The 21,566-nt window shown below is 70.6% G+C and carries 18 protein-coding genes and 1 pseudogene; 13 read left to right on the top strand and 6 right to left on the bottom strand.

What is annotated here, in order from left to right:
- Window positions 1–189: 189 nt before the first annotated feature.
- The 6 genes from ACIBAD_RS11460 to ACIBAD_RS11435 all read left to right on the top strand — a co-directional run bounded on the left by ACIBAD_RS11460 (window position 190) and on the right by ACIBAD_RS11435 (window position 6,739).
- Complete coding sequence (locus ACIBAD_RS11460; protein WP_398906408.1) at window positions 190–843, top strand: TnsA-like heteromeric transposase endonuclease subunit; 654 nt, start codon at window positions 190–192, stop codon at window positions 841–843.
- Window positions 840–2,870, top strand: a complete 2,031-nt coding sequence (locus tag ACIBAD_RS11455; RefSeq protein ID WP_398906406.1) for a Mu transposase C-terminal domain-containing protein — start codon at window positions 840–842, stop codon at window positions 2,868–2,870. The genes ACIBAD_RS11460 and ACIBAD_RS11455 overlap by 4 nt, the downstream gene beginning before the upstream one ends.
- A gap of 209 nt (window positions 2,871–3,079) precedes the next feature.
- Window positions 3,080–3,949: an AAA family ATPase gene (locus ACIBAD_RS11450; RefSeq protein WP_398906036.1), complete on the top strand. Its 870-nt coding sequence runs from the start codon at window positions 3,080–3,082 to the stop codon at window positions 3,947–3,949.
- Window positions 3,949–5,025 carry a TniQ family protein gene (locus ACIBAD_RS11445; RefSeq protein WP_398906034.1) on the top strand — a complete coding sequence of 359 codons (1,077 nt, stop codon included), beginning with the start codon at window positions 3,949–3,951 and terminating at the stop codon, window positions 5,023–5,025. The genes ACIBAD_RS11450 and ACIBAD_RS11445 overlap by 1 nt, the downstream gene beginning before the upstream one ends.
- Window positions 5,026–5,186: 161 nt before the next feature.
- Window positions 5,187–5,912 carry a leucine-rich repeat domain-containing protein gene (locus tag ACIBAD_RS11440; protein ID WP_398906032.1) on the top strand — a complete coding sequence of 242 codons (726 nt, stop codon included), beginning with the start codon at window positions 5,187–5,189 and terminating at the stop codon, window positions 5,910–5,912.
- Between the two features lie 92 nt (window positions 5,913–6,004).
- Complete coding sequence (locus ACIBAD_RS11435) at window positions 6,005–6,739, top strand: hypothetical protein (RefSeq protein ID WP_398906030.1); 735 nt, start codon at window positions 6,005–6,007, stop codon at window positions 6,737–6,739.
- 203 nt (window positions 6,740–6,942) lie between these two features.
- Here ACIBAD_RS11435 and ACIBAD_RS11430 read toward each other — a convergent pair whose 3' ends face one another.
- The 3 genes from ACIBAD_RS11430 to ACIBAD_RS11420 all read right to left on the bottom strand — a co-directional run bounded on the left by ACIBAD_RS11430 (window position 6,943) and on the right by ACIBAD_RS11420 (window position 10,034).
- Window positions 6,943–7,404, bottom strand: a complete 462-nt coding sequence (locus tag ACIBAD_RS11430) for a DinB family protein (RefSeq protein WP_398906404.1) — start codon at window positions 7,402–7,404, stop codon at window positions 6,943–6,945.
- A gap of 63 nt (window positions 7,405–7,467) precedes the next feature.
- The gene (locus ACIBAD_RS11425; RefSeq protein WP_398906028.1) at window positions 7,468–8,334 is read right to left on the bottom strand and encodes a sulfurtransferase; all 867 of its coding nucleotides are present in this window, start codon (window positions 8,332–8,334) and stop codon (window positions 7,468–7,470) included.
- A 389-nt stretch (window positions 8,335–8,723) separates the two neighbouring features.
- A complete protein-coding gene (locus ACIBAD_RS11420; protein ID WP_398906026.1) occupies window positions 8,724–10,034 on the bottom strand; it encodes a heparan-alpha-glucosaminide N-acetyltransferase domain-containing protein in 1,311 nt (436 codons plus the stop codon).
- A 422-nt stretch (window positions 10,035–10,456) separates the two neighbouring features.
- Here ACIBAD_RS11420 and ACIBAD_RS11415 point away from each other — a divergent pair, with 422 nt between their 5' ends.
- From ACIBAD_RS11415 to ACIBAD_RS11395, 5 genes are all read left to right on the top strand, one after another.
- Complete coding sequence (locus tag ACIBAD_RS11415) at window positions 10,457–10,825, top strand: hypothetical protein (protein WP_134071285.1); 369 nt, start codon at window positions 10,457–10,459, stop codon at window positions 10,823–10,825.
- Between the two features lie 320 nt (window positions 10,826–11,145).
- Entirely contained in the window at window positions 11,146–11,886 is a 741-nt protein-coding gene (locus tag ACIBAD_RS11410; protein ID WP_030153642.1) for a response regulator transcription factor, read from the top strand.
- Entirely contained in the window at window positions 11,883–12,959 is a 1,077-nt protein-coding gene (locus ACIBAD_RS11405; protein WP_398906023.1) for an ATP-binding protein, read from the top strand. The genes ACIBAD_RS11410 and ACIBAD_RS11405 overlap by 4 nt, the downstream gene beginning before the upstream one ends.
- A gap of 259 nt (window positions 12,960–13,218) precedes the next feature.
- Window positions 13,219–17,103: a multifunctional oxoglutarate decarboxylase/oxoglutarate dehydrogenase thiamine pyrophosphate-binding subunit/dihydrolipoyllysine-residue succinyltransferase subunit gene (locus ACIBAD_RS11400; protein ID WP_134071286.1), complete on the top strand. Its 3,885-nt coding sequence runs from the start codon at window positions 13,219–13,221 to the stop codon at window positions 17,101–17,103.
- Between the two features lie 252 nt (window positions 17,104–17,355).
- The gene (locus ACIBAD_RS11395) at window positions 17,356–17,718 is read left to right on the top strand and encodes a hypothetical protein (protein ID WP_398906020.1); all 363 of its coding nucleotides are present in this window, start codon (window positions 17,356–17,358) and stop codon (window positions 17,716–17,718) included.
- A gap of 16 nt (window positions 17,719–17,734) precedes the next feature.
- Here the strand turns inward: ACIBAD_RS11395 and ACIBAD_RS11390 are convergent, their stop codons facing one another.
- The 3 genes from ACIBAD_RS11390 to ACIBAD_RS11380 form a co-directional block, all read right to left on the bottom strand.
- Complete coding sequence (locus ACIBAD_RS11390; RefSeq protein ID WP_166663122.1) at window positions 17,735–17,905, bottom strand: hypothetical protein; 171 nt, start codon at window positions 17,903–17,905, stop codon at window positions 17,735–17,737.
- On the bottom strand, window positions 17,905–18,126 hold the full coding sequence (locus tag ACIBAD_RS11385) for a hypothetical protein (RefSeq protein ID WP_398906018.1): 222 nt from the start codon (window positions 18,124–18,126) through the stop codon (window positions 17,905–17,907). Before ACIBAD_RS11385 ends, ACIBAD_RS11390 begins: the two co-directional genes overlap by 1 nt.
- A 93-nt stretch (window positions 18,127–18,219) precedes the next feature.
- Window positions 18,220–19,464, bottom strand: coding sequence for a helix-turn-helix domain-containing protein (locus ACIBAD_RS11380; RefSeq protein ID WP_398906015.1), 1,245 nt, complete (start codon window positions 19,462–19,464; stop codon window positions 18,220–18,222).
- A gap of 146 nt (window positions 19,465–19,610) precedes the next feature.
- Here ACIBAD_RS11380 and ACIBAD_RS11375 point away from each other — a divergent pair.
- Both ACIBAD_RS11375 and ACIBAD_RS11370 read left to right on the top strand, forming a co-directional pair.
- Window positions 19,611–20,188: pseudogene (locus tag ACIBAD_RS11375) on the top strand (HD family hydrolase).
- Window positions 20,189–20,371: 183 nt separating this feature from the next.
- Entirely contained in the window at window positions 20,372–21,088 is a 717-nt protein-coding gene (locus tag ACIBAD_RS11370) for a hypothetical protein (protein WP_398906013.1), read from the top strand.
- Window positions 21,089–21,566: the final 478 nt, after the last annotated feature.

Below are 21,566 nucleotides of genomic sequence, written 5' to 3'. Positions count from 1 at the left end.
TCTTCGCTTTGCAGCTTCATCCTTCGTCTGATGCTTCGTCTTGCAGAGTGACCTTTCGTCGCGGACTCGGGTTAGTGAGTCGTGACAGGCTCGTTAGGGGTGCTGCCGGGTGGTGTCTCTGCGCCACGGGCGGAGGGGTTCGAGATCGCGTACGCCGAGCGGGGCGGGTCTGAGTTCCGGCGCTCGCTGGTGGATACCTGGGCAGTGCGGTTCGAGGACGTCGCGCCGGTACGCGCGTTCAAGTCGTACAAGGGTCAGCGGTACCTGCCGGGTCTGTGGTGGTCGTCCACGGTGGGCGGGCACATCGGGTACGAGTCCTGGCTGGAGCGCGATCATGTGATGCTGCTGGACTTCGACCCGTCGGTGGTGGGCATCTCGTCGCAGCCCTTCTGGCTGTTCTGGCGATCGGACGCGGGCAAGAGCGTCTCGCATGCGCCGGACTACTTCGCCCGCCGCGAGAACGGCACGGCGGTCGTGATCGACTGCCGCCCTGCGAATCGGCGCAAGCCGAGAGACGTGGCGAAGTTCGATGCGACACAGGCAGCCTGCGCCCAGGTGGGGTGGGAGTTCCGGCTCGTGGGTGCACCCGACGCGATCGTGGTGCGAAATGTGCGCTGGCTGGCGGGCTACCGCCACCCCCGGCACCGACTTGAACCCGTGGCCTCGAAGCTGCTGGCGGCGTTCGCCGAGCCACAGCCGCTGATGGACGGGGCCTCGGCGGTGGGGGATCCAATCAGGGTGCTGCCGGTGCTGTTCCACCTGCTGTGGTCGCACGAGCTGACCGCGGATGTGTCGGTGCCGCTGCATGCTGTCTCGCTGGTGTCGGCAGGGGTGCGGAGATGACGGCCGGACGAGGCAAACCGGTGTTGCGGCCCGGCGACTGGGTCACCTACGACGACGGGGATCACCAGGTGGTGGCGCTCGCCGGCACGTCGGTGCGGCTGCGCTCTGCGACGGGGGCGGAATCGGTGGTGCTGGCGTCGCATCTGATGGCGGCGCCGGACTTCGCCTGCACCGGCACGGAGCCCCTGCCCGCGATGGAGCCGTCCGGGTTGTTGGCGACATTGGCGGAGCCGGTGCTGGAGGCGGCGCGCGAGTGGGAACGGCACATGGTGGAAGTCGAGACCGGGCTGCTGCCCGGCACCGTGCCGGGCACTCCGCCGCGCCCCGGCTATGACCCGGCTGCCTTCTCGCTGATGGAGCGGATGGCTGCGAAGGCGCGAGAACTGGGAGTGACCGTTCGCACCGTGCAAAGTCGACGGTCTCGCTACGTCCGCCAGGGTGTCTGGGGGCTGGTGGACCAGCGGACAACCCAGACCTGGGAGGCGACAGGGCGGGCGGACGCTCGGCTGGTCGTAGCCGTCAAGCAAGCCCTGGACGCGGAGACGCACACCTCGACAGGAACCCGATCGCGGCTGATCCGCCGGGTGGTCAAGCTGGTGGAGGCCACCCACGGCGAAGGGGTGGTGCCCATGCCGAGTCAGCGGACCTTCTACAAGCTGATCGACGCTCTGTCCACGGGGAGGCACACCTTTGGCTCGGCCGTCACGCGGCGGCAGACAGCGAACCGACCCGAAGGCCCGTTCACCCCGACGTTCGCCGACCGTCCCGGGGAACAGGTACAGATCGACTCCACCCCCCTGGATGTGATGGTGGTGCTGGATTCCGGTCTCACCGTCCGTGCGGATCTGACGATCGCGGTGGATGTCGCCACCCGCACGATCTGTGCGGCGGTGCTGCGGCCGGTGGGGACCAAAGCAGTGGACGCATCGCTGCTGCTGGCACGGATGCTGGTGCCCGAGCCGATGCGGCCCGGGTGGTCCGCCTCGTTGCGGGCGGCGGCCTCTCGGCTGCCGCACCGGCGGCTGCTGGACGTGGACACGCGGATGGAGCAGGCCGCCGCGAAACCGGTGATCGTGCCGGACACCGTGGTCATCGACGGCGGGAAGGTGTTCGTCTCCGACACGTTCATCCGGGCCTGCGACCGGCTCGGTATCTCGGTGCAGCGGGCACGCCCGCGCACACCGACCGACAAGGGCATCGTGGAGGCGACGTTCTCCGCGATCAACACGCTGTTCGTCCAGCACCTGGCCGGCTACACGGGGCGGGACGTCGCCCGGCGCGGCGAGCGGGTCGAGGAGCGGGCGGTCTGGACGGTTCCCGAACTCCAAGACCTCCTGGACGAGTGGCTGCTGGCCGGGTGGCAGGCGCGGCCGCACGACGCTCTGCGCGACCCGTTCCGGCCGAAGAAGCCTGTGTCCCCGAACGACAAGTACGCCTCGCTTGTCGCGGCCTGCGGCTACCTGCCGCTGGTCCTGCGCGGCGAGGACTATCTGGAGCTGCTGCCCGTGGCCTGGCGAGCGATCAACGACTACGGCATCCGGATCAGCTACCGCACCTATGACAACGCCGAGCTGGGACCGCACCGGCGCCAGCACTCCGGGCACACGGCCAAGCACGGTCTCTGGGAAGTCCACTACGACCCCTACGACCTGTCCCAGGTGTTCGTACGCACCCAGCAGGGCTGGGTCACCGTCCCCTGGGTCCACCTGCCGCTGGTGAACGCGCCGTTCGCGGACTTCACCTGGGCCCACGCCCGTCGCCTGGCTGCCGAAGCGGGCCTAGACGACACCAACGAGACGGCGATCGCCCGTGTCCTGGACACGCTGCTGACCCGCGCCGAACACGGACCGGACACCCGGTCGGCCAAGGTGGTCGGCCGCACCCGCGTCGCTGCTGGCGTCCACACGCCCGCTGCGGCACCTGAGATCGAGACGGACCCCGACCCAGAACCCGAGGCTCGCCCTCCGACCGCGGTGGCAGGTTTCGGGGTCTTCGACGCCCACGCCGAAGCCGAAAGGTGGCTATGAGCAAGCGCAAGCCGTCCGTCCCGGACACCGACGCGGGCGGGCAGGCGCCTCCGGACAGTCCACTGACCACGAAGGAGGGATGGGGCCGTTTCGTCGCACATGAGCCGGTCCCATCCCGGCTGTTGACAGGGACCGAAAAGGCAGCGCTGACCCGGAACGAGCGCCTGCGCGAGGAGGATCGGCGCCGCGAGTATCACGCTGCCCTTCCGATGGTGAACACCCCGACCATCCGCAAGGTCATCGCCACGTCGCGGCTGTTGATCCAGCTCAACCGCAATCAGATCTCCGCCCGTCGCGGTGTGATCCTCTCCGGCGCCTCCGGCACGGGCAAGACGACCGCCCTGACCCAGCTGGGCCGAGCCCATGAGTTGGCCATCCGCAAGCGGCACCCACGCGACCGGAACCGGCTGCCGGTCGTCTACGTCACCGTCCCGCCGGCGGCCACACCGAAGATGCTCGCGATGGAGTTCGCCCGGTTCTTCGGGCTGGCCTTACCCGCCCGGGTGAACGTCACCGACATCGTGGACGCAGTCTGCGCGACCGCCGCACACGTCCACGTCGACCTGGTCCTCGTTGACGAGCTACACAACCTCAACCTGGCCACGCGGTCCGGCGCCGAAGCCTCCGACCAGCTGAAGTACTTCGCCGAACGGCTGCCCGCCACCTTCGCCTACGCGGGCATCGACATCGAATCGCAGGGACTGTTCGCCGGGACCCGGGGACGGCAGATCGCCGGTCGGTTCATCGTCATCCCCGCCGCCCCGTTCTCCCACGCCGCCACCGCCGACCGGGAGACCTGGCGGGCCCTCGTGGGCACCCTGGAATCCATGCTCCGGCTGCACCACCACACCCCAGGCACGCTCACCGGACTGAGCGAGTACATCTTCCACCGCACCGGCGGAATGATCGGCAGCCTCTCCCAGCTCATCCGCGGCGCCGCCGTCCTGGCGATTGAGGACGAGAGTGAACGCATCTCCGAAGAGCTGCTGGCTCTCGTCCCCATCGACTTCGCCGCCGAGCAGTCCGAGAGGCTCACCGCACCGACCAGGCCCGCCTCCCGGCGGAGGCGGGCGGCCTGATGCTCCTGCGCCGTCTTCCTGATCCCGTCCCACCCGCCCGGCATGAGATCACCGCCTCATACATCGCCCGCCTGGCCCGGCTCCACGGCCTCGACATCAACGACCTCTGGCGATGCCTCACCGAACGCGAAGCCTCCGGAGGCATACGTCGCGTCGTCGTCCCCGAACGCCTGGCCACCATCACCGGCCGGACCGTCCACGCTCTCTCCGGTGCTCTGCCGGAGCTACGCCATCCGCAGCCCGACTGGGCCATGTTCCGTCACCAGCCACAACCCGGCTGCCCTCACTGCAACGCCAAACACCCCGGCGGCGAAGTCATCAGGATCGTGCCGCACCACCGCTACGTCTGCACCCAACACCGACTTTGGCTCTGCCCGTCTGACGCCGACGGACACACCACGCCCCTCCACGCCCTCCCGGAAATCGTGCAAGCACAGCGCCGGCATCTGCGCATCCTCCGGCGTCACGGCTGGGCCACCACCTATGACGCGGTTCTCACCGCCATACTCATCTGCGGCCAGCTCTGGTCACGCCCGGAGAACGAAAACGGCGGAGCCTGGCACGACTGGGTCCGCCGGGCGGGCATCCTCATCCCGCCTGATACAGCCGAATCGGCCTTCTCCGTCGCACGCCTCTGCGCCGTGGTCTATCCCGAAGCCGTCGCGCTGGCCCCGCTCTTCGCTTCGCCCTACTGGAGACACCAGGCCCAGGAATCAACCTGGAACCGCCACCTCTTCAACACCGAGATCGCCCACCGGCTACGACACCCCAACTACAGATACAAAGAGCACGAAAATGATCCCATCAGTCACTGGGCCAACATGAACGCCAAGCGCTCTCCGCTTACTCCCATCTACGTCCACGACGCCAAACGTCATCTCCGGAAACCAGCCCTTAGCCCCGCCATCCGACTTGCGCAGCAACGACGCGCCCACACCTTCGACCCATCCCACCGCGCTGGTGAAGCGCTCGTCGCACACCGCTACCTCGCCACTGTGTTCCGGCGAGCCTGGGACCCAATACGGCGACACGTACTCTCTCCAAACGGAAACAGCTACTACCAAGTTGGTCCGTGACGAATCGGCGGAAGCGTGGCTTTATTCACGGGTCTTGAAGTCGCTAGGGTGCTTGCCAGGGACGGGTCGAACACGCCGAGGCTGGTTGATCACGTCCCAACTGTCTGCCGGCCCCGAAGTCCCGGACGACAGTCGGAGCCCAGGAGTGTTGACCGAGGGGGATGGCCGTGAGGCACACACTGAACTTGTGGCGTCAAGGGCTCGGAGAGGTACCCGAGTCGGTCTGGCATCAGACCGGGCTCCAGGTGCTGATCCTCGCGGACAACGGGCTGACTACCCTGCCGCCGGAAATCTGGCAACTCCATCAGCTGAACACCCTGGACCTCGGCCACAACGCGCTGACGTTTGTGCCTGACGAACTCGGCAAGCTGACCGAGCTCGGCGGTTGCCTCTACCTGCACGACAACCAGCTGACCCAACTTCCGGACTCTCTGGGAAACCTGACCCGGTTGCGTTACCTCAACGTCGGCGAGAACTCCCTCACCACCCTGCCGGAAACCATCGGCGGGATGAGCGGCCTCATCGAGTTCAGGGCGCAACACAACCGGCTCACCGCCCTGCCCGATTCCATCGGCCGGCTCCGCAGCCTGCGTGAGCTGTGGCTTCGAGGGAATGCAATCCAGCACTTGCCATCGTCGGCCGCCGAGCTGAGCGAACTACGCCACCTAGACCTACGCGAGAACTCCCTGGCTGGGGTGCCGGAGTCACTAGCCGGCCTCCCGCGACTGCGTCAGATCGACCTGCGGAGCAACCGCCTCGGCCAGCTGCCCGACTGGCTCGCCCATATGCCATCGCTGGAGAAGCTGGATCTACGTTGGAACGAAGTCGATCCCTCCCTGCCGCTCCTTAGCAAGCTGGAGCGACGGGGGTGCGTCATCCTGACGTGACAGAGAGGACACCCCGCCCGCCCACAGTGCTGGGGCTGGAGAGCGGCCATCCCATCGTTCCTGGCAGCCACAGGCATGATTGGATCCCCGGCATGACAGATTGGCCGCAACTCAGCCACGCCTACGGCTCCGCCGCGGACATCCCCACCCTGCTGGCACGCATCGCGTCCGAGCCCAAGCCAGAGCTCTGGAACGACCTGTGGTCCGCGCTCTGCCATCAAGGCAGCGTCTACTCGGCCAGGTTCGCAGCGCTGCCCTGGCTGGCCGACATGGCCGAGAACGAAGACCGGGGACAAGCCGTGAACGCCCTCGGCCTGGCAGGTGCCATCATGGCGGGCGCCGAGCAGCCGCATGGAGCGGGCGATGTTCGCACACAGCACGCGGTGGAAATCACGATCCTGCTGGCAGCGGTGAACCGCCATCTCCGGACCGCAACCGACCGCACCGAGTACATCGACCTCCTGGAATCCATGCTCGGCTTCGAGGGCGTCACGGGATGGAGCGAGAACCTGGCTTGGGGACTCGGGAACGAGGAATACGAAATCTCCTGCCCCGGCTGCGAAACCAACCTGTTCATCGTCCTTGGTGAACGCGGGTTCTTCTGCACCAGCGAGGACTACGCCCTGTCTGACGACACCATCGAAACCCGCCCGCTCCGCCCGACGATCCCCGCAAACCTCGAAGGCATCGGCTCGCGTCTCCACGGCATCGCACTCACCGACGGCCAACAAGAAGTCGCCCACGTGCTGACCTACGTCTTCGGGAACGCGACCTGCCCGGACTGCGAAACCGACTTCTCAGTCGCCGACCAAGTCAGCGCTGGCTAGGCAAGCACCCAGCAGTCCGTGACCCGAGAAACCCTGCGCCCGCCCTCCGAAAACGCAGAATCATTCTGCACAGAATCGGACCGCGCAGGGCATCGCCATCTTTCGCCTCGCAGCTCAGCACCCGGTCACGACGCAACCAAGAAATTCACCAGACAGGCGGCACGCGAAGAGCGATGCGGACCGGCACCCGCCGGGCTCCTGCTTCAGAGGCCGATCGCGCCGTCGATCCGCTCGCGCAGCAGGTCGGCGTGGCCGTTGTGGCGGGCGTACTCCTCGATCATGTGGATGAGCACCCAGCGCAGTGACACCTTCCCGCGCCACCCGTCCTCGGCCTCCACGTCCAGGTCGGGCGCCGCGGCCGTGAACGACTGCGCGAACGCGACCTCGTCCCGCCAGGCTTCCCACGCCGCCGCTACGGCCCCCGGGCCGGGCACCGCCCCGTCGAAGTCGCCGTCCGGGTCCGCCTCCGACGCGAACAGGGCCGGCGCCTCCTGCCCGGCCAGGACCCGGCGGAACCAGCGGCGCTCGACCTCCGCGAGGTGGCGGACCAAGCCGAGCAGCGAGAGCGTGGACGGCTCCACCGACCGCAGGGACAACTCCGCCTCCAGCCCGGAGCACTTCAGCTCCAGCGTCGCGCGCTGCGCCGCCAGGACATCGGTGAGCAGCGCCCGCTCGTCGCCCGTCGCGGGCGCGGCGAACCGGCCCCCGGTCTCGGCGCCGTCGAAGAACTACGCCCGCCGCCCCGTCACCGCGGGCAGCTCCGGGCGCATGGCCCAGTCCGTCCAGGAGCCGTCGTAGACCGCCAGGTCGAAATGGCCGGCGAGGGTGGCGCCGAGGGCCAGGACGCAGGCCGTCACCCCCGAACCGCAGCTGAAGTACAGCCGCTCCCGGCCGCCGGTCACCGCCGCGAAGAGCTCGCGGAGTTCCCCGGCGGGCCGCATCAGGCCGCCGCCGCCCAAGAGGTCCCCGAACGGCAGGTTCACCGCGCCCGGCATGTGGCCCCCGCGCAGCCCCGGCCGCGGTTCGGGGGCCGCGCCGGTGAAGCGTTCGCGCGTACGGGCGTCCAGCACGAGCGCCGCCGGATCGGCGAGGGCGGCCCCGACGGCGGTGAAGTCCACCAGCAGCTCCGGCCGCGGCCGGGCGGTGAAGGAGCCGCGCGGGCCCTCGTACGCGGGTCCGCACTCCTCGACGGGCAGTCCGGCGGCGGTCCAGGCGGGCAGTCCGCCGTCCAGGACGGCCGCCCGGTCGAAGCCCATGGCGCGCAGCATCCACCAGGCCCGTGCGCTGGAGTAGATGCCGGCGCCGTCGTAGACCACGACGGTGCTGGTGTCGTCGACGCCCAGCCCGCGCAGCGCCTCCTCGAAGGCGGCGGCTCCGGGCATGGTGTGCGGGGCGGGGGCGTCGTGGTCGGAGAGGGCGCCGTCGAGGTCGAAGGGCCGGGCCCCCGGGATCCGCCGGCCGGCGCCGCGGTGGGCGCCGACGGAGGCGTCGAACACGACGAGTCCCGGCTCACCGAGCCGGCCGGCCAGCCAGTCCGCCCCGACCAGCGGTCCTGGGCGGGCGGCGGCCTCCCCGGCAGAGCGGGTCGTGGTCATACGGCACCTCCGTGCGGGTCGGGGGGCCGCGCAGGCGAGGGGCCCGGGGCACATCTTCCTACGGGGCTCGGCGATGCCCGCAAAGCGCCTTGGCGGAAGGGGAGTTCGGGTCGCTTACGGGAATCGCCCGAGATGTCCCGGATCAGCCGTCCTTCGCTGCCGGGGCGCATTCGGCACCGGCGCCGTCATCGTGCCGCGGGGAGCCGCCTTCGGCATGACGGTGAAGGCGACGGTCACCCCGCCGACCGGCGAACGCGCCTGCTTCACGCCGTCCGACCACGCCAAGCCGTTCTTCCCGGGCCCGGCCCGGCCATGCTGAGCCCCGCGCACCGGCAGCACCATCACGAGCGGGGTGCGGGCCCGAACGTCCGCCACGACGGGGAACGCCTTCAGCGCGTCGTCGTTCGGTCCGGAGGACAGTGGCCCGGCCGGGCGTAGACGGAGATCCGGGCGCCCCGGACCTCGTCCACCGAGCACAGGTCGAAGTGCGAGGCCAGCGTCTGGCGTTTGACCGCCTCGCGGGGGTACGGGTCCAGCGGCTGGTCCGCCGCGTCCTGGAGGGCCACCACCCGGGGGGTCTCCACCAGGCGGGCCCAGATCCGCGCCGTCGGGAGCTCCGTGCCCTGGAGGCTGCGCGAGGCCGCCGGGGTGCGCTCCAGGGCCGGGTCGCGCAGGGTCGCGTACAGCTCGGGTGAGGACAGCAGCCACTCGCGCCGCCGCGACGGCATGAACAGCACGGCGTCCCCCGGCCGGGCCCGTTCCCGTACGGCGGCCGCCACCGCGAGCACGTCGTCCTTGCGGCTCTCGGGGGTGCGCAGCCAGAGCGACCACCATCCGAACGGCACCAGCAGGGCGCCCACCAGCAGCCACGGCCACCACCCCCGGGCCGCCGCCAGCCGGGTCCCGGCGAGCAGGGCGAGCCCGGCGAGCGCGTAGAGCACGTACCGGTCCACGTACCAGGGGTGGACGAGGGAGACCGCCATCAGCAGGCCGGGCGGCAGGAGGGCCAGCGGCAGGGCGACCCGGACCAGCTCCCGCGGTACGGCCGCGCCCCGCGCGAGCAGCAGCGCGGCCGCCGCGACCACCCCGTACGCCGCCCAGTCCCGCCAGCTCGGCCGGCCGAGCCAGCCCAGCTGCTGCTCCGCCTGCCGGGCGCTCGCCACGGCCAGCGGCAGCAGCAGGGCCACCACCGCGGCGGCGCTCCACCGCCAGCCGCGCGCGCGGCGGGCGCCGACCCCGTGCGCGAGGAGGGCCAGTACGGCGAACTCGTGCAGCCAGCAGCCCAGCAGCATGACCACGGCGTACGCGACCCACCGCTCGCGCAGCATCAGGTACGTCGCCCACACCACGGCCGCCGCGACGAGGGCGTACGAGCGGCCCTCCTGGGCGTAGATCTGTACGGGCGGCAGCACGGCGTAGGCCGCGCCGGAGCACAGCGCGGCCCGCTCCCCCGCGAGCCGGCGGGCGACGGCGGCCACCCCTGCGGCCGCGAGAGCGGTGGCGGCGACCGACGGCAGGCGCAGCGCCCACAGGGCTCCCGCTCCCCCCGCCCCCGACCCGCCGCCGTCCCAGGCCTGGAACACCGCGTGCATCAGCAGGTAGTACAGGCCGTGCACGGCGTCGACCTGCCCGAGCAGCTCCCCGATCCCGCCGAGCGTCCGGTGCGCCACCTGCCAGGTGACGGACTCGTCGCGCCACATGCTGCCGCGGCCGTCCGCGCCGGCGCGCTCCAGGCCCCAGAGGCCGAGGAGGACGGCGAGCAGCGGCGGCAGCCAGCGCCAGGCGGCGATTCGGCGGATGTCGTCCTCCTGGTGCTTTCCGTACGGGTGGTGGCGACTCCATACTCGGGGGTCGGCCCGAAGACCTCCGGGGGTGGGGTGTGCGCGCGTTCCGAGCAGTGGCGGCGGTACTGCTGAGTGCGGTGGTCCTGGCAGGGTGCGGCTCGGGGGGCGGCGGGACGGACAAGCCGCCCGCGAGTCCCCCGCCGGGCGGCGGCGGTACGGCGTCGGCCTCGGCCCCCGCTTCGGCCTCCGCTTCGGTGCAGCCGTCTCCCGGACCCGGCTCACCGGGCGCGACCGGCGCTCCGCCGGGAAAGCCGGCGGACTCCGCGTCCGCCTCGTCCGTGCCCGCCTCCCCCGGGCCCTCCTCGGCGCTGGAGCGCCTGGTCACCGTCACCCGCAGCGGCGGTTACGCCGGGAAGACCGCCAGCCTGCTGGTCAAGGGCGACGGCTCGTGGGCCCGGCTGGACGGGCAGGCCCGCCCGATCGGCACGGGAAAGCTGCCGGCGGACCGCGTGGCGAGGCTGCGCACCGCGCTCGCGCAGGCGGATCTGGCGCACCTGCCGAGGGTCCCGACGGGCGGTCCGGCGGTCTTCGACGGGTTCCTGTACGTCTTCGTGCACGGCGGCCAGGAGGTGGCCGCCGACCAGCGGTCCCTGACCCCGGGGCTGCGCAACGTACTGAACGAGCTGCCCGCCTTCGAGGAGGGCTAGGGGCGTCTCGCCGATCGTGCCGGGCTCGGAGCCGGACGCGTCGAACGGCACCGTCGACCCTGTGTTCCCGTACGGGCACGGCCTGTCCCTGTAGGGGGTCGACAAAAAGGTCACCCCGTGCGCGCCGTGGCTGACGATCACCGTGCGCCGGGTGGCGGTTCCGTGGGGCGACGGCCACCCGGCATCACCGCCCATATCCGCATTCCCGCCATAATCGGAACCACAGGTTCCGCAGGTCTCCCTGTCCGAACCCCGCATAGCCGCAGGCCGGTGCCTCCTCTACGCTGCACCCCTACCACGCGGATCTTCAGGGGCGGGACATGGAACAGACACACACCACCCACGGCGGCGCCGCGGCCACCCCCGGCGCTCAGCGGCGCGTGCTCGTGGTCGAGGACGACCGTACGATCGCCGACGCCATCGCGGCGCGGCTGCGCGCCGAGGGCTTCCAGGTACAGGCCGCGTTCGACGGCCCGGCCGCCGTGGCGGCGGCCGAGAGCTGGCAGCCCGAACTGCTCGTCCTCGACGTGATGCTGCCCGGCTTCGACGGCCTGGAGGTCTGCCGCCGGGTCCAGGCGCAGCGGCCGGTGCCGGTGCTGATGCTCACCGCGCGGGACGACGAGACCGACATGCTGGTCGGGCTCGGGGTCGGTGCGGACGACTACATGACGAAGCCGTTCTCCATGCGCGAGCTCGCGGCGCGGGTCCACGTCCTGCTGCGGCGCGTGGAGCGGGCCACCCTGGCCGCCACCGCCCCGCGCGGGGCCACCCTGCGCCTGGGCGATCTGGAGATCGACCACGCGCAGCGCCGGGTCCGGGTCCAGGCCGAGGACGTGCACCTGACGCCGACCGAGTTCGACCTGCTGGTCTGCCTGGCCGGGACCCCGCGGGCGGTGCTCTCGCGGGAGCAGCTGCTCGCCGAGGTGTGGGACTGGGCCGACGCCTCCGGCACCCGTACGGTCGACAGCCACATCAAGGCCCTGCGCCGCAAGATCGGGGCGGAGCGGATCCGTACGGTCCACGGCGTCGGGTACGCCCTGGAGACCCCGGCCCAGGCATGAGCGGCGGGCGCCCGGGGGGACTGCGGCCGTTCTCCCCGTTCTCGATCAAGACCAAGCTGGGCACGCTCGTCGTGGTCTCGGTCTTCATCACCACGGGCCTGCTGATGGTGGCGGTGCGCACGAGCACCGAGTTCCGTTTCATCACGGTGTTCTCGGTGATCGCCTCGATGCTGATCACGCAGTTCGTGGCGCACGGCCTGACCGCGCCGCTGGACGAGATGACCAAGGTGGCCCGGGCGATATCCGACGGGGACTACACGCGCCGGGTGCGCGGAGCCGGGCGCCGCGACGAGCTGGGCGACCTGGCCTCCACCATCAACCTGATGGCGGACGACCTGGAGGCGGTGGACCGGCACCGCAAGGAGCTGGTCGCCAACGTCTCGCACGAGCTGCGCACGCCGATCGCGGCGCTGCGGGCGGTGCTGGAGAACGTGGTGGACGGGGTCTCGGCCGCCGATCCGGAGACCATGCGCACGATGCTGAAGCAGACCGAGCGGCTGGGCCGGCTCGTGGAGACCCTGCTGGACCTGTCCCGGGTGGACAACGGGGTGGTGCCGCTGAAGGCCCGCCGCTTCGAGGTGTGGCCGTACCTGTCGGGGGTCCTGAAGGAATCGGGCCTCGCGGCGGCCGGCCGGCCGGGACTGACCTCGGGCTCGGGCGGGCACACCCGCAACGACGTACACCTGCACCTGGACGTGTTCCCGCCCGAGCTCACCGCGTACGCGGACGCCGAGCGCCTGCACCAGGTGGTGGCGAACCTGATCGACAACGCGGTCAAGCACAGCCCGCCGCACGGCCGGGTCACCGTCCGGGCCCGGGAGGGCGACGCACCCGGGAGCCTGGCGCTGGAGGTGCGGGACGAGGGCCCGGGCATCCCGGAGGCCGAGCGGCACCGGGTCTTCGAGCGGTTCAACCGGGGCAGCGCGAACGGCGGCGACGGGGGCACCGGACTGGGGCTCGCGATCGCCCGCTGGGCCGTCGGCCTGCACGGGGGGCATATCGGGGTGGCCGAATCGTCACGCGGCTGCCGCATCCTCGTCACGCTTCCGGGCAGCTCCCGGGCGTCACATTGACGTAGGGTTCGAGTGCGTAGGACATGATCTCGGCCACACGTGCCCGGGATCCGTCAGGGGTGCGAAGCCAAGGGGGCCGCAACCACGGTGCCCCCTACCCGAACCAGGCTGGTTTCCCGCCATTCAGAGCGGCGAAACCCGCCGTTCGGTGTGACCTACATGACGTATCTCCCGCCCGGTCTGCATGCACCGGCCAGGGAGGCGTAGCCTTTATTCCCGCTGTCCATACCTTGTGAAGCGGAAGAGGGCGGTTGCCGCCGTGTCGCCACAGTCCCCCAGTAACCCGAGCACCACGACCGAAGCAGCAGAGGGCGGGAAGACCCCTGCCTCAGGCTTCGGTGCCAACGAGTGGCTCGTCGACGAGATCTATCAGCAGTACCTCCAGGACCCGAATTCGGTCGACCGGGCCTGGTGGGACTTCTTCGCCGACTACAAGCCGGGGGGCGCTGCGTCTCCGGTGAAGCCGGACGAGCCCAAGAAGTCCCCGACGACGGACGGCGCCTCCGCACAGGCCGCCCCCGCTGTCGCCCCGCAGGTCTCCGACGCCGCCGCCACGGGGGCGGCGAGCGCCGCCGCGCCCTCTCCTGCCGCCGCGCGCACGCCTGTGTCAGCTCCTGCCCCTGCTCCTGCCACCCCCTCTGGTGCCCCTGCTGTGACTGTCACCTCCCAGGCCCAGGCCGCCGCACCGGCCGCCGCCGCCCCTCAGGCCCCGGCTCCGGCCGCCGCCCCCGCCGCCGCCCAGAAGGCCGCGCCCGCCGCCGAGGCCCCCGCGGGCCCCGAGCTGGTGACGCTCCGCGGCCCGGCGGCCGCCGTGGCCAAGAACATGAACGCCTCCCTCGACGTCCCGACGGCCACGTCCGTCCGCGCCGTCCCGGTGAAGCTGCTGTTCGACAACCGCATCGTCATCAACAACCACCTGAAGCGCGCCCGGGGCGGGAAGATCTCCTTCACGCACCTGATCGGCTACGCGATGGTGCAGGCCATCAAGGCCATGCCGTCGATGAACTACTCCTTCGCGGAGAAGGACGGCAAGCCCACCCTGGTCAAGCCGGAGCACGTGAACTTCGGCCTCGCGATCGACCTGGTGAAGCCGAACGGCGACCGCCAGCTCGTCGTCGCCGGCATCAAGAAGGCCGAGACCCTCAACTTCTTCGAGTTCTGGCAGGCGTACGAGGACATCGTCCGCCGCGCCCGCGTCGGCAAGCTGACGATGGACGACTTCACCGGCGTCACCGTCTCGCTGACCAACCCCGGCGGCCTGGGCACCGTCCACTCCGTGCCCCGCCTGATGCCCGGACAGTCGGTCATCATGGGCGTCGGCTCCATGGACTACCCCGCCGAGTTCCAGGGCACCTCCCAGGACACCCTGAACAAGCTGGGCATCTCCAAGGTCATGACCCTGACCTCGACGTACGACCACCGGGTCATCCAGGGCGCCGCCTCCGGCGAGTTCCTGCGCATCGTCGCGAACATGCTGCTCGGCGAGAGCGGCTTCTACGACGACGTGTTCGAGGCCCTGCGCATCCCGTACGAGCCGGTCCGCTGGCTCCGGGACATCGACGCCTCGCACGACGACGACGTCACGAAGGCCGCCCGCGTCTTCGAGCTGATCCACTCCTACCGGGTCCGCGGCCACGTCATGGCCGACACCGACCCGCTGGAGTACAAGCAGCGCAAGCACCCCGACCTCGACATCACCGAGCACGGCCTCACCCTGTGGGACCTGGAGCGCGAGTTCGCGGTCGGCGGCTTCTCCGGCAAGTCGATGATGAAGCTCCGCGACATCCTCGGCGTGCTGCGCGACTCGTACTGCCGCACCACCGGCGTCGAGTTCATGCACATCCAGGACCCGAAGCAGCGCCGCTGGATCCAGGACCGCATCGAGCGCCCGCACAGCAAGCCGGAGCGCGAGGAGCAGCTGCGCATCCTGCGCCGCCTGAACGCGGCGGAGGCCTTCGAGACCTTCCTGCAGACGAAGTACGTCGGCCAGAAGCGCTTCTCGCTGGAGGGCGGCGAGTCCGTCATCCCGCTGCTCGACGCCGTCCTCGACTCGGCCGCCGAGGCCCGCCTCGACGAGGTCGTCATCGGCATGGCCCACCGCGGCCGCCTGAACGTGCTCGCGAACATCGTCGGCAAGTCGTACGCGCAGATCTTCCGCGAGTTCGAGGGCAACCTCGACCCGAAGTCCATGCACGGCTCGGGCGACGTCAAGTACCACCTCGGCGCCGAGGGCACCTTCACGGGCCTGGACGGGGAGCAGATCAAGGTCTCGCTCGTCGCCAACCCCTCGCACCTGGAGGCCGTCGACCCGGTCCTGGAGGGTGTCGCCCGCGCCAAGCAGGACGTCATCAACAAGGGCGGCACGGACTTCACCGTCCTGCCCGTCGCCCTGCACGGTGACGCGGCCTTCGCCGGCCAGGGTGTCGTCGCCGAGACCCTGAACATGTCGCAGCTGCGCGGCTACCGCACCGGCGGCACCGTCCACGTCGTGATCAACAACCAGGTCGGCTTCACCGCCGCCCCGGAGTCCTCGCGTTCCTCGATGTACGCGACCGACGTGGCCCGCATGATCGAGGCGCCGATCTTCCACGTGAACGGCGACGACCCGGAGGCCGTGGTCCGCATCGCGCGGCTCGCCTTCGAGTTCCGCCAGGCGTTCAACAAGGACGTCGTCATCGACCTCATCTGCTACCGCCGCCGCGGTCACAACGAGTCGGACAACCCGGCGTTCACGCAGCCGCTGATGTACGACCTGATCGACAAGAAGCGCTCGGTGCGCAAGCTGTACACCGAGTCCCTCATCGGTCGCGGCGACATCACGCTGGAAGAGGCGGAGCAGGCGCTCCAGGACTTCCAGGGCCAGCTGGAGAAGGTCTTCGCGGAGGTCCGCGAGGCCGCCACGCAGCCCGCCGGCGCCCCGGTGTCGCCGGCGCAGACCGCGCAGGAGTTCCCGGTCACGGTGAACACGGCCGTCTCCCAGGAGGTCGTGAAGCGGATCGCCGAGTCCCAGGTCAACATCCCCGACCACGTCACCGTCCACCCGCGCCTGCTGCCGCAGCTGCAGCGCCGCGCGGCGATGATCGACGAGGGCACCATCGACTGGGGCATGGGCGAGACCCTCGCCTTCGGCTCGCTGCTGATGGAGGGCACCCCGGTCCGGCTGTCCGGCCAGGACTCCCGCCGCGGTACGTTCGGCCAGCGCCACGCGGTGCTGATCGACCGGGAGACGGGCGAGGACTACACCCCGCTGCAGTACCTGTCGGACGAGCAGGCCCGCTTCAACGTCTACGACTCGCTGCTCTCCGAGTACGCGGCCATGGGCTTCGAGTACGGCTACTCGCTGGCCCGCCCGGACGCGCTGGTCCTCTGGGAGGCCCAGTTCGGTGACTTCGTCAACGGCGCGCAGACCGTCGTCGACGAGTTCATCTCCTCCGCGGAGCAGAAGTGGGGCCAGACCAGCGGTGTCACGCTGCTCCTGCCGCACGGCTACGAGGGCCAGGGCCCGGACCACTCGTCCGCCCGCCCGGAGCGCTTCCTCCAGATGTGCGCGCAGGACAACATGACGGTCGCGATGCCGACCCTGCCGTCGAACTACTTCCACCTGCTGCGCTGGCAGGTCCACAACCCGCACCACAAGCCGCTGATCGTCTTCACCCCGAAGTCGATGCTGCGTCTGAAGGCGGCGGCGTCGAAGGCGGAGGAGTTCACGAACGGCTCGTTCCGCCCGGTCATCGGCGACTCGACCGTGGACCCGAACGCGGTCCGCAAGGTCGTCTTCTGCGCGGGCAAGGTCTACTACGACCTGGAGGCCGAGCGGGAGAAGCGCGGCATCACGGACACCGCGATCATCCGCATCGAGCGGCTGTACCCGCTGCCGGGCGCGGAGCTCCAGGCGGAGATCGCCAAGTTCCCGAACGCGGCGAAGTACATCTGGGCGCAGGAGGAGCCGGCGAACCAGGGTGCGTGGCCGTTCATCGCGCTGAACCTGATCGACCACCTCGACCTGGCGGTCGGCGCGGACGTCCCGGCGGGCGAGCGCCTGCGGCGCATCTCGCGCCCGCACGGCTCCTCGCCGGCGGTGGGCTCGGCGAAGCGCCACCAGGCGGAGCAGCAGCTCCTGCTGAACGAGGTCTTCGAGGCGTAAGCCTCGCCGTCCGACCGGAAGGCCCGGCACCCCGATGGGGCGCCGGGCCTTCCGGCTGTGGGGGGCCGGGGGGAGCGGGGGGGGGCGGGGCTCGTCCCGGACAGCGCCCGTCGGCCGACTACGACTGGACACGGGCCGCCCCGGATCGGCCGGCGGCCGAGGCCTGCCGGGTCATCCTTTGTGCAGGTCGCCACAGGCGGGTATCTTCGCGCCCGCACATCGTTTGACGTGCACGAACCCGGACGGAGTCCCTTGCAAGACGATCAGATTGCCGCCGGCCTCGTCGGTCTGCTCCTCGTTGCCGTCGAGATCCTCGCACCCGTGGCAGGAGCCGTGGCGGCAGCCCTCGCGATCCGCCGGCGAGGACGCGGTGCCCGTCTCGCCATGGCGGGCTGCCTGGTCATGCTGCCCGGGCCGATCGTGGCCGTTCTCGGCACGACCGTGGGCTTGGAACCCCTCATGCGCGCTGTCGGGACCTCCATGGCCGGCCATGTGCTCACGGCGCTGACGCTGCCCTTCCACCTGGTCGGTTTCGGACTCATCCTCGCCGGAGCACTTTCCGAGCCGAGGCAACAGCCCCTCCCGCACTCACCGACGGCGGTCGAGTCGCACTGACGGACAGCGCACCGGCTCAACGGGCGCGCAGTTCGGGGTGGTGTCGCATGATCAGGACGTTCATGTCGCTGACGCGCGAGCGGTCACGGTCCACGTGGGCCTGGAAGCGGGCTGCGACGTGGGCGGCGCACTCGGCGCAGGAGTCCGGAGGGACCGGCAGCCGCGGGAACAGGTCGGCGGCTTCCACTACACGGCCTCGATGTTGGGCACGGCCGTGGAGATCTCCCGCCCGGACGGGCCCCGGACGTAGGCCAGCTTCACCCAGTGCTCACGGGCGGGGGTGTCGGAGACGTCTTCCCGGACCACCGCCATGAGCTCCCCCTCGACGCCGGACGCGATGTCCCGCACCCGCTGGTGGAGCAGCGCATGAGGGACGTCCTCGAAGGGGCGGGGTACTGCTTCATGCATCACGGGGTCTCACTCCCTGCCATCGTCACCGGGTGGTGTGACGACGGTAGGGGCGGTCCGGCATCGGCAGAGGCACAGTTTGTGCCCCTTCCTTCAGGCCGTCAGCAGCCCTAGCCGGGAGGCGAGTTCGGACGCTCGTCGGCGACGTGCAGGGCTCTTCGACTCGGCCTCCTCCAGAACGATCCGCTTCGCGTACCCGTTGTACTGCACGGTCTCCGGCGCTGCTTCATGAGCTTGCGCCAGCGTCGCCAGCGCCACGTCCGGCTGCGCGTCGAGGTGGTACGCGCGGGCCTGCTCGATCCGGTGCCGGGCTCGCCGCGGCCGCGACGGGATCGCCTCCGACTCCGCCCGGGCGGCTTGGCGTGCCGACTCCCCGCCGGCGCGCAGCTCCACTGCGACGGTGACCGCGTGCGCGCCGATGACGGCGTGCGAGAAGCTCGTCACGGGGTGGAAGTACCCGCGGGGCAGGGACTCGGCCAGGGCCCGGGCGTCGTCCCAGTACCGCCAGGCGGAGCCGGTCTCCCCGCGGCGGGCGGCCGTCAGTCCTGCCTCGACGGTGAGGGCCCCGGCAACCGCGCGGACGTCCGTTCCGGCGTCGGGGAGGAGGGGCTCCAGGTAGCGGAGGGTCTCCAGGGTGACGGCGTCGGCCGCGTCGAGGTGCGCGCTGTCCCGGTGGGCCTGCGTGGTGAGCCACGCGGCGAGGCCGATCGCATGCGGGTCCTCGGAGTCCTGTGCAGCCATCATGCCGCGCTCCGCCACCCGCCATACCAGCGGTGCGTCCGGCTGGTAGGCGCAGAAGAACTGCGCGAGGAAGTAAACCTCCGCCAGCCGCGCTTGAGCCGCCTTGCGGTCGGCCACTGTCTCGGCCCGTCGGACTGCGGACTGCGCGTCGTGGACCAGATCCGGCAGCAGGGCCCCCACGACGTCGCGGTGATTGGGCGCCGAGTGCCGGGCCGACCATGCGCGGGCGAGGCGGGCGGTCAGGTGCGCGTCCGGCGGTGCTTCCCGACTGTCACCGAGCTGAAGCGCGTTGAGTGCCTCGCGGACCGCGGCGAACCGCGGGTGCCCCGGGCCGGTGAACAGGCTGACCTGCATGGACTGGTCACCCGTGAGGTCGGACAGTTCCCGGACGCGCAACACCTCCGCGATGCGGAGGACGACGGGCAGGTGCGGGGTCCGCAGACGGCCGGTCTCGATGGCTTTGACCCATGACCCGGATCGTGCGAGGAGGCCGCCGAGTTGCTCACGGGTGAGGCCACGGCGCTGGCGGAGGATCTGCATTCTTTGCCCGAAGACCAACGGGTCCGTGTACGGGTCAGGAGTAGCACCAGGTGACATGGCGGCCTTGCCCCTCTCCTTGCAGCTCGACACTGACAGGGTATGGGGCGGGGCCGGTTCTGTGTGATCGATAGCGCACGAATGCAGCCTGGTCCTGAGGTCGAGACGCGTGCTGGGAGAGCGTCGAGGCGTGAGAAGGAGAGACAGTGGCTGACGATCTGTCCGCGGTGGCGCGCTTCCTCTACGAGGCCGGCACGCTCAAGCACACCCGCCGTACCGGCTGGTGGATGGCCGGCGTCAACGATCCCGAGAGCGTCGCCGAGCACTCCTGGCGGACGTCGATCATCGCGTCCGTCATCGTGAAGCTGGAGGGCGCCGATCCCGCCCGTGCCGCGTTCCTCGCCGTATGGCACGACACCCAGGAAACCCGTACCGGGGACGTCAACCACCTCGGGAAGAAGTACGCGCCGGCCGGCGACCCGCAGGCCGTGACCGCCGACCAGACCACCGGCATGCCCGACGGGCTCGCCTCCGCGATCCGGGAACTGGTCGCCGAGTACGAGACGAAGGACTCACCCGAGGCGATCTGCGCCCGCGACGCGGACAAACTGGAGTGCATGCTCCAGGGCATCGAGTCAAGGCCCAGGGCTACGAGAACGCGCAGCGGTGGATCGACAACAGTCGGGCGAGGCTCACCACAGAAACCGGGCGGCGGCTGGCCGACGAGCTGCTCGCACAAGGGCCGTTGGACTGGCTGCGGAACGCCCTCGGCGAGAAGGCCTGACGCGCGGCCTCCGGGGCGGCCGATGATCTTACCGATTCCTGACGCCCCCCTCTGGGGACGCCCACAAGTCCCCTGCCGCCTTTAGCGTGTTCGTACATCCCCGAGCGCGACCGGTCGGCGCAAGCCGCACCCGATGACGGTTCGACTCCGGGGAAGCCCGAAATTTCACGAGAAGGCGGAAAAATGACGGTCGAGACGCTTCCCCTCTGCGCTTACCCGGAGTGCACCAACCACCCCGAGGCGCCGACGCCCGGCAACCCCGAGCCCCGGTACTGCGCGCACCCCGACCACAACGCGCTGGGGGCGTTCCGCAAGTTCCGGGCCAAGCGGCAGCAGCGCAAGGACGAGAAGGGCCAGGCGGCCGAGGCCAAGAAGGCGGCCGGGGCGGCGCCCGCCGCGGATGCCCTTCCCGTCGAGCGGACGATGGAGTCCGCGAGGGAAGCGGCGATGCCGGCCATGGGCGGATCCGACCCTCGCACCGACCTCGTGGCGCTCATCTCCCAGCTGTCCACGGACCTGCCGGGCTACATCGAGGAACTGGCCATCATCACGGACTCGGCCGCCGCCGAGGAGCGCATCCGGACCGTGACCCAGGCCGCGGCCCAGCGGATCCTGGACGCCGAACAGCGCACCGCGCTGGCGGAGGAGGCCGCGGACATGGCCGTCGCCCAACTGGACGTGGCCAAGCACCGGTTCGAGGAGGGCGCGGACAAGATCCGCGAGGAGGCCGCGCAGCAGGTGGCGGACGTGGCGTTCGTGCGGGCCGAGCTGGAGCGTTACCGCGAGCGGGTCGCCCAGTTGGAGGAGCGACTCGACGGCGTACGCGAGGAGGCGGACGCGGCCCGCCGGGAGCGCAGCGAGATCGCACGGCAGGCCGAACAGCACCGATGCGAGGTCTGACGACCGCCCCCGAACCGCCGAGATAGAGACGAAGGCCGCCCGGTCTACTGGCCAGTGACACGACGAGACCGGGCGCCGGGCACAACGCGGTCGTACCGCGTCCGCCGTCTACGGCTGGGGTTCGAAGTCCCAGTACGGGCGGTTCTGTTGGCGGGCCGAGGCCGTGTGGACGTGCTGGGGGCCCAGGGCGCGGGGACGCCCGACGTGTTGGCCTCGAAGGTCCGGGAGTTGGTCCCCGAGTACGAGGCCCAGGGCCACGCCGACGCGCAGCGGTGAATTGACAACGGCCGGGCCCGGATCACAACCGAGGTGCAGGTACGTCCGGGCAAGGAGGAGCCTCCGAACCAGGGCGCGAGTCCGTCCCTCACGATGAACCTGATCGCCCGCGTCGATGGCAGCTATGAACCTTGATCGGGCGTTTTGACCGTCAGGGTAGTGTTCCCTTCAGGGTGTCAATCACCCGGGAGGTGGACGCAAC

Origin of the sequence: Streptomyces sp. NPDC051109 (assembly GCF_044455885.1) — a bacterium.
Classification (GTDB): Bacteria; Actinomycetota; Actinomycetes; order Streptomycetales; family Streptomycetaceae; genus Streptomyces.
Note: the sequence above shows the minus strand (reverse complement) of the source record. Positions and strands in the feature narration are given on the sequence as shown.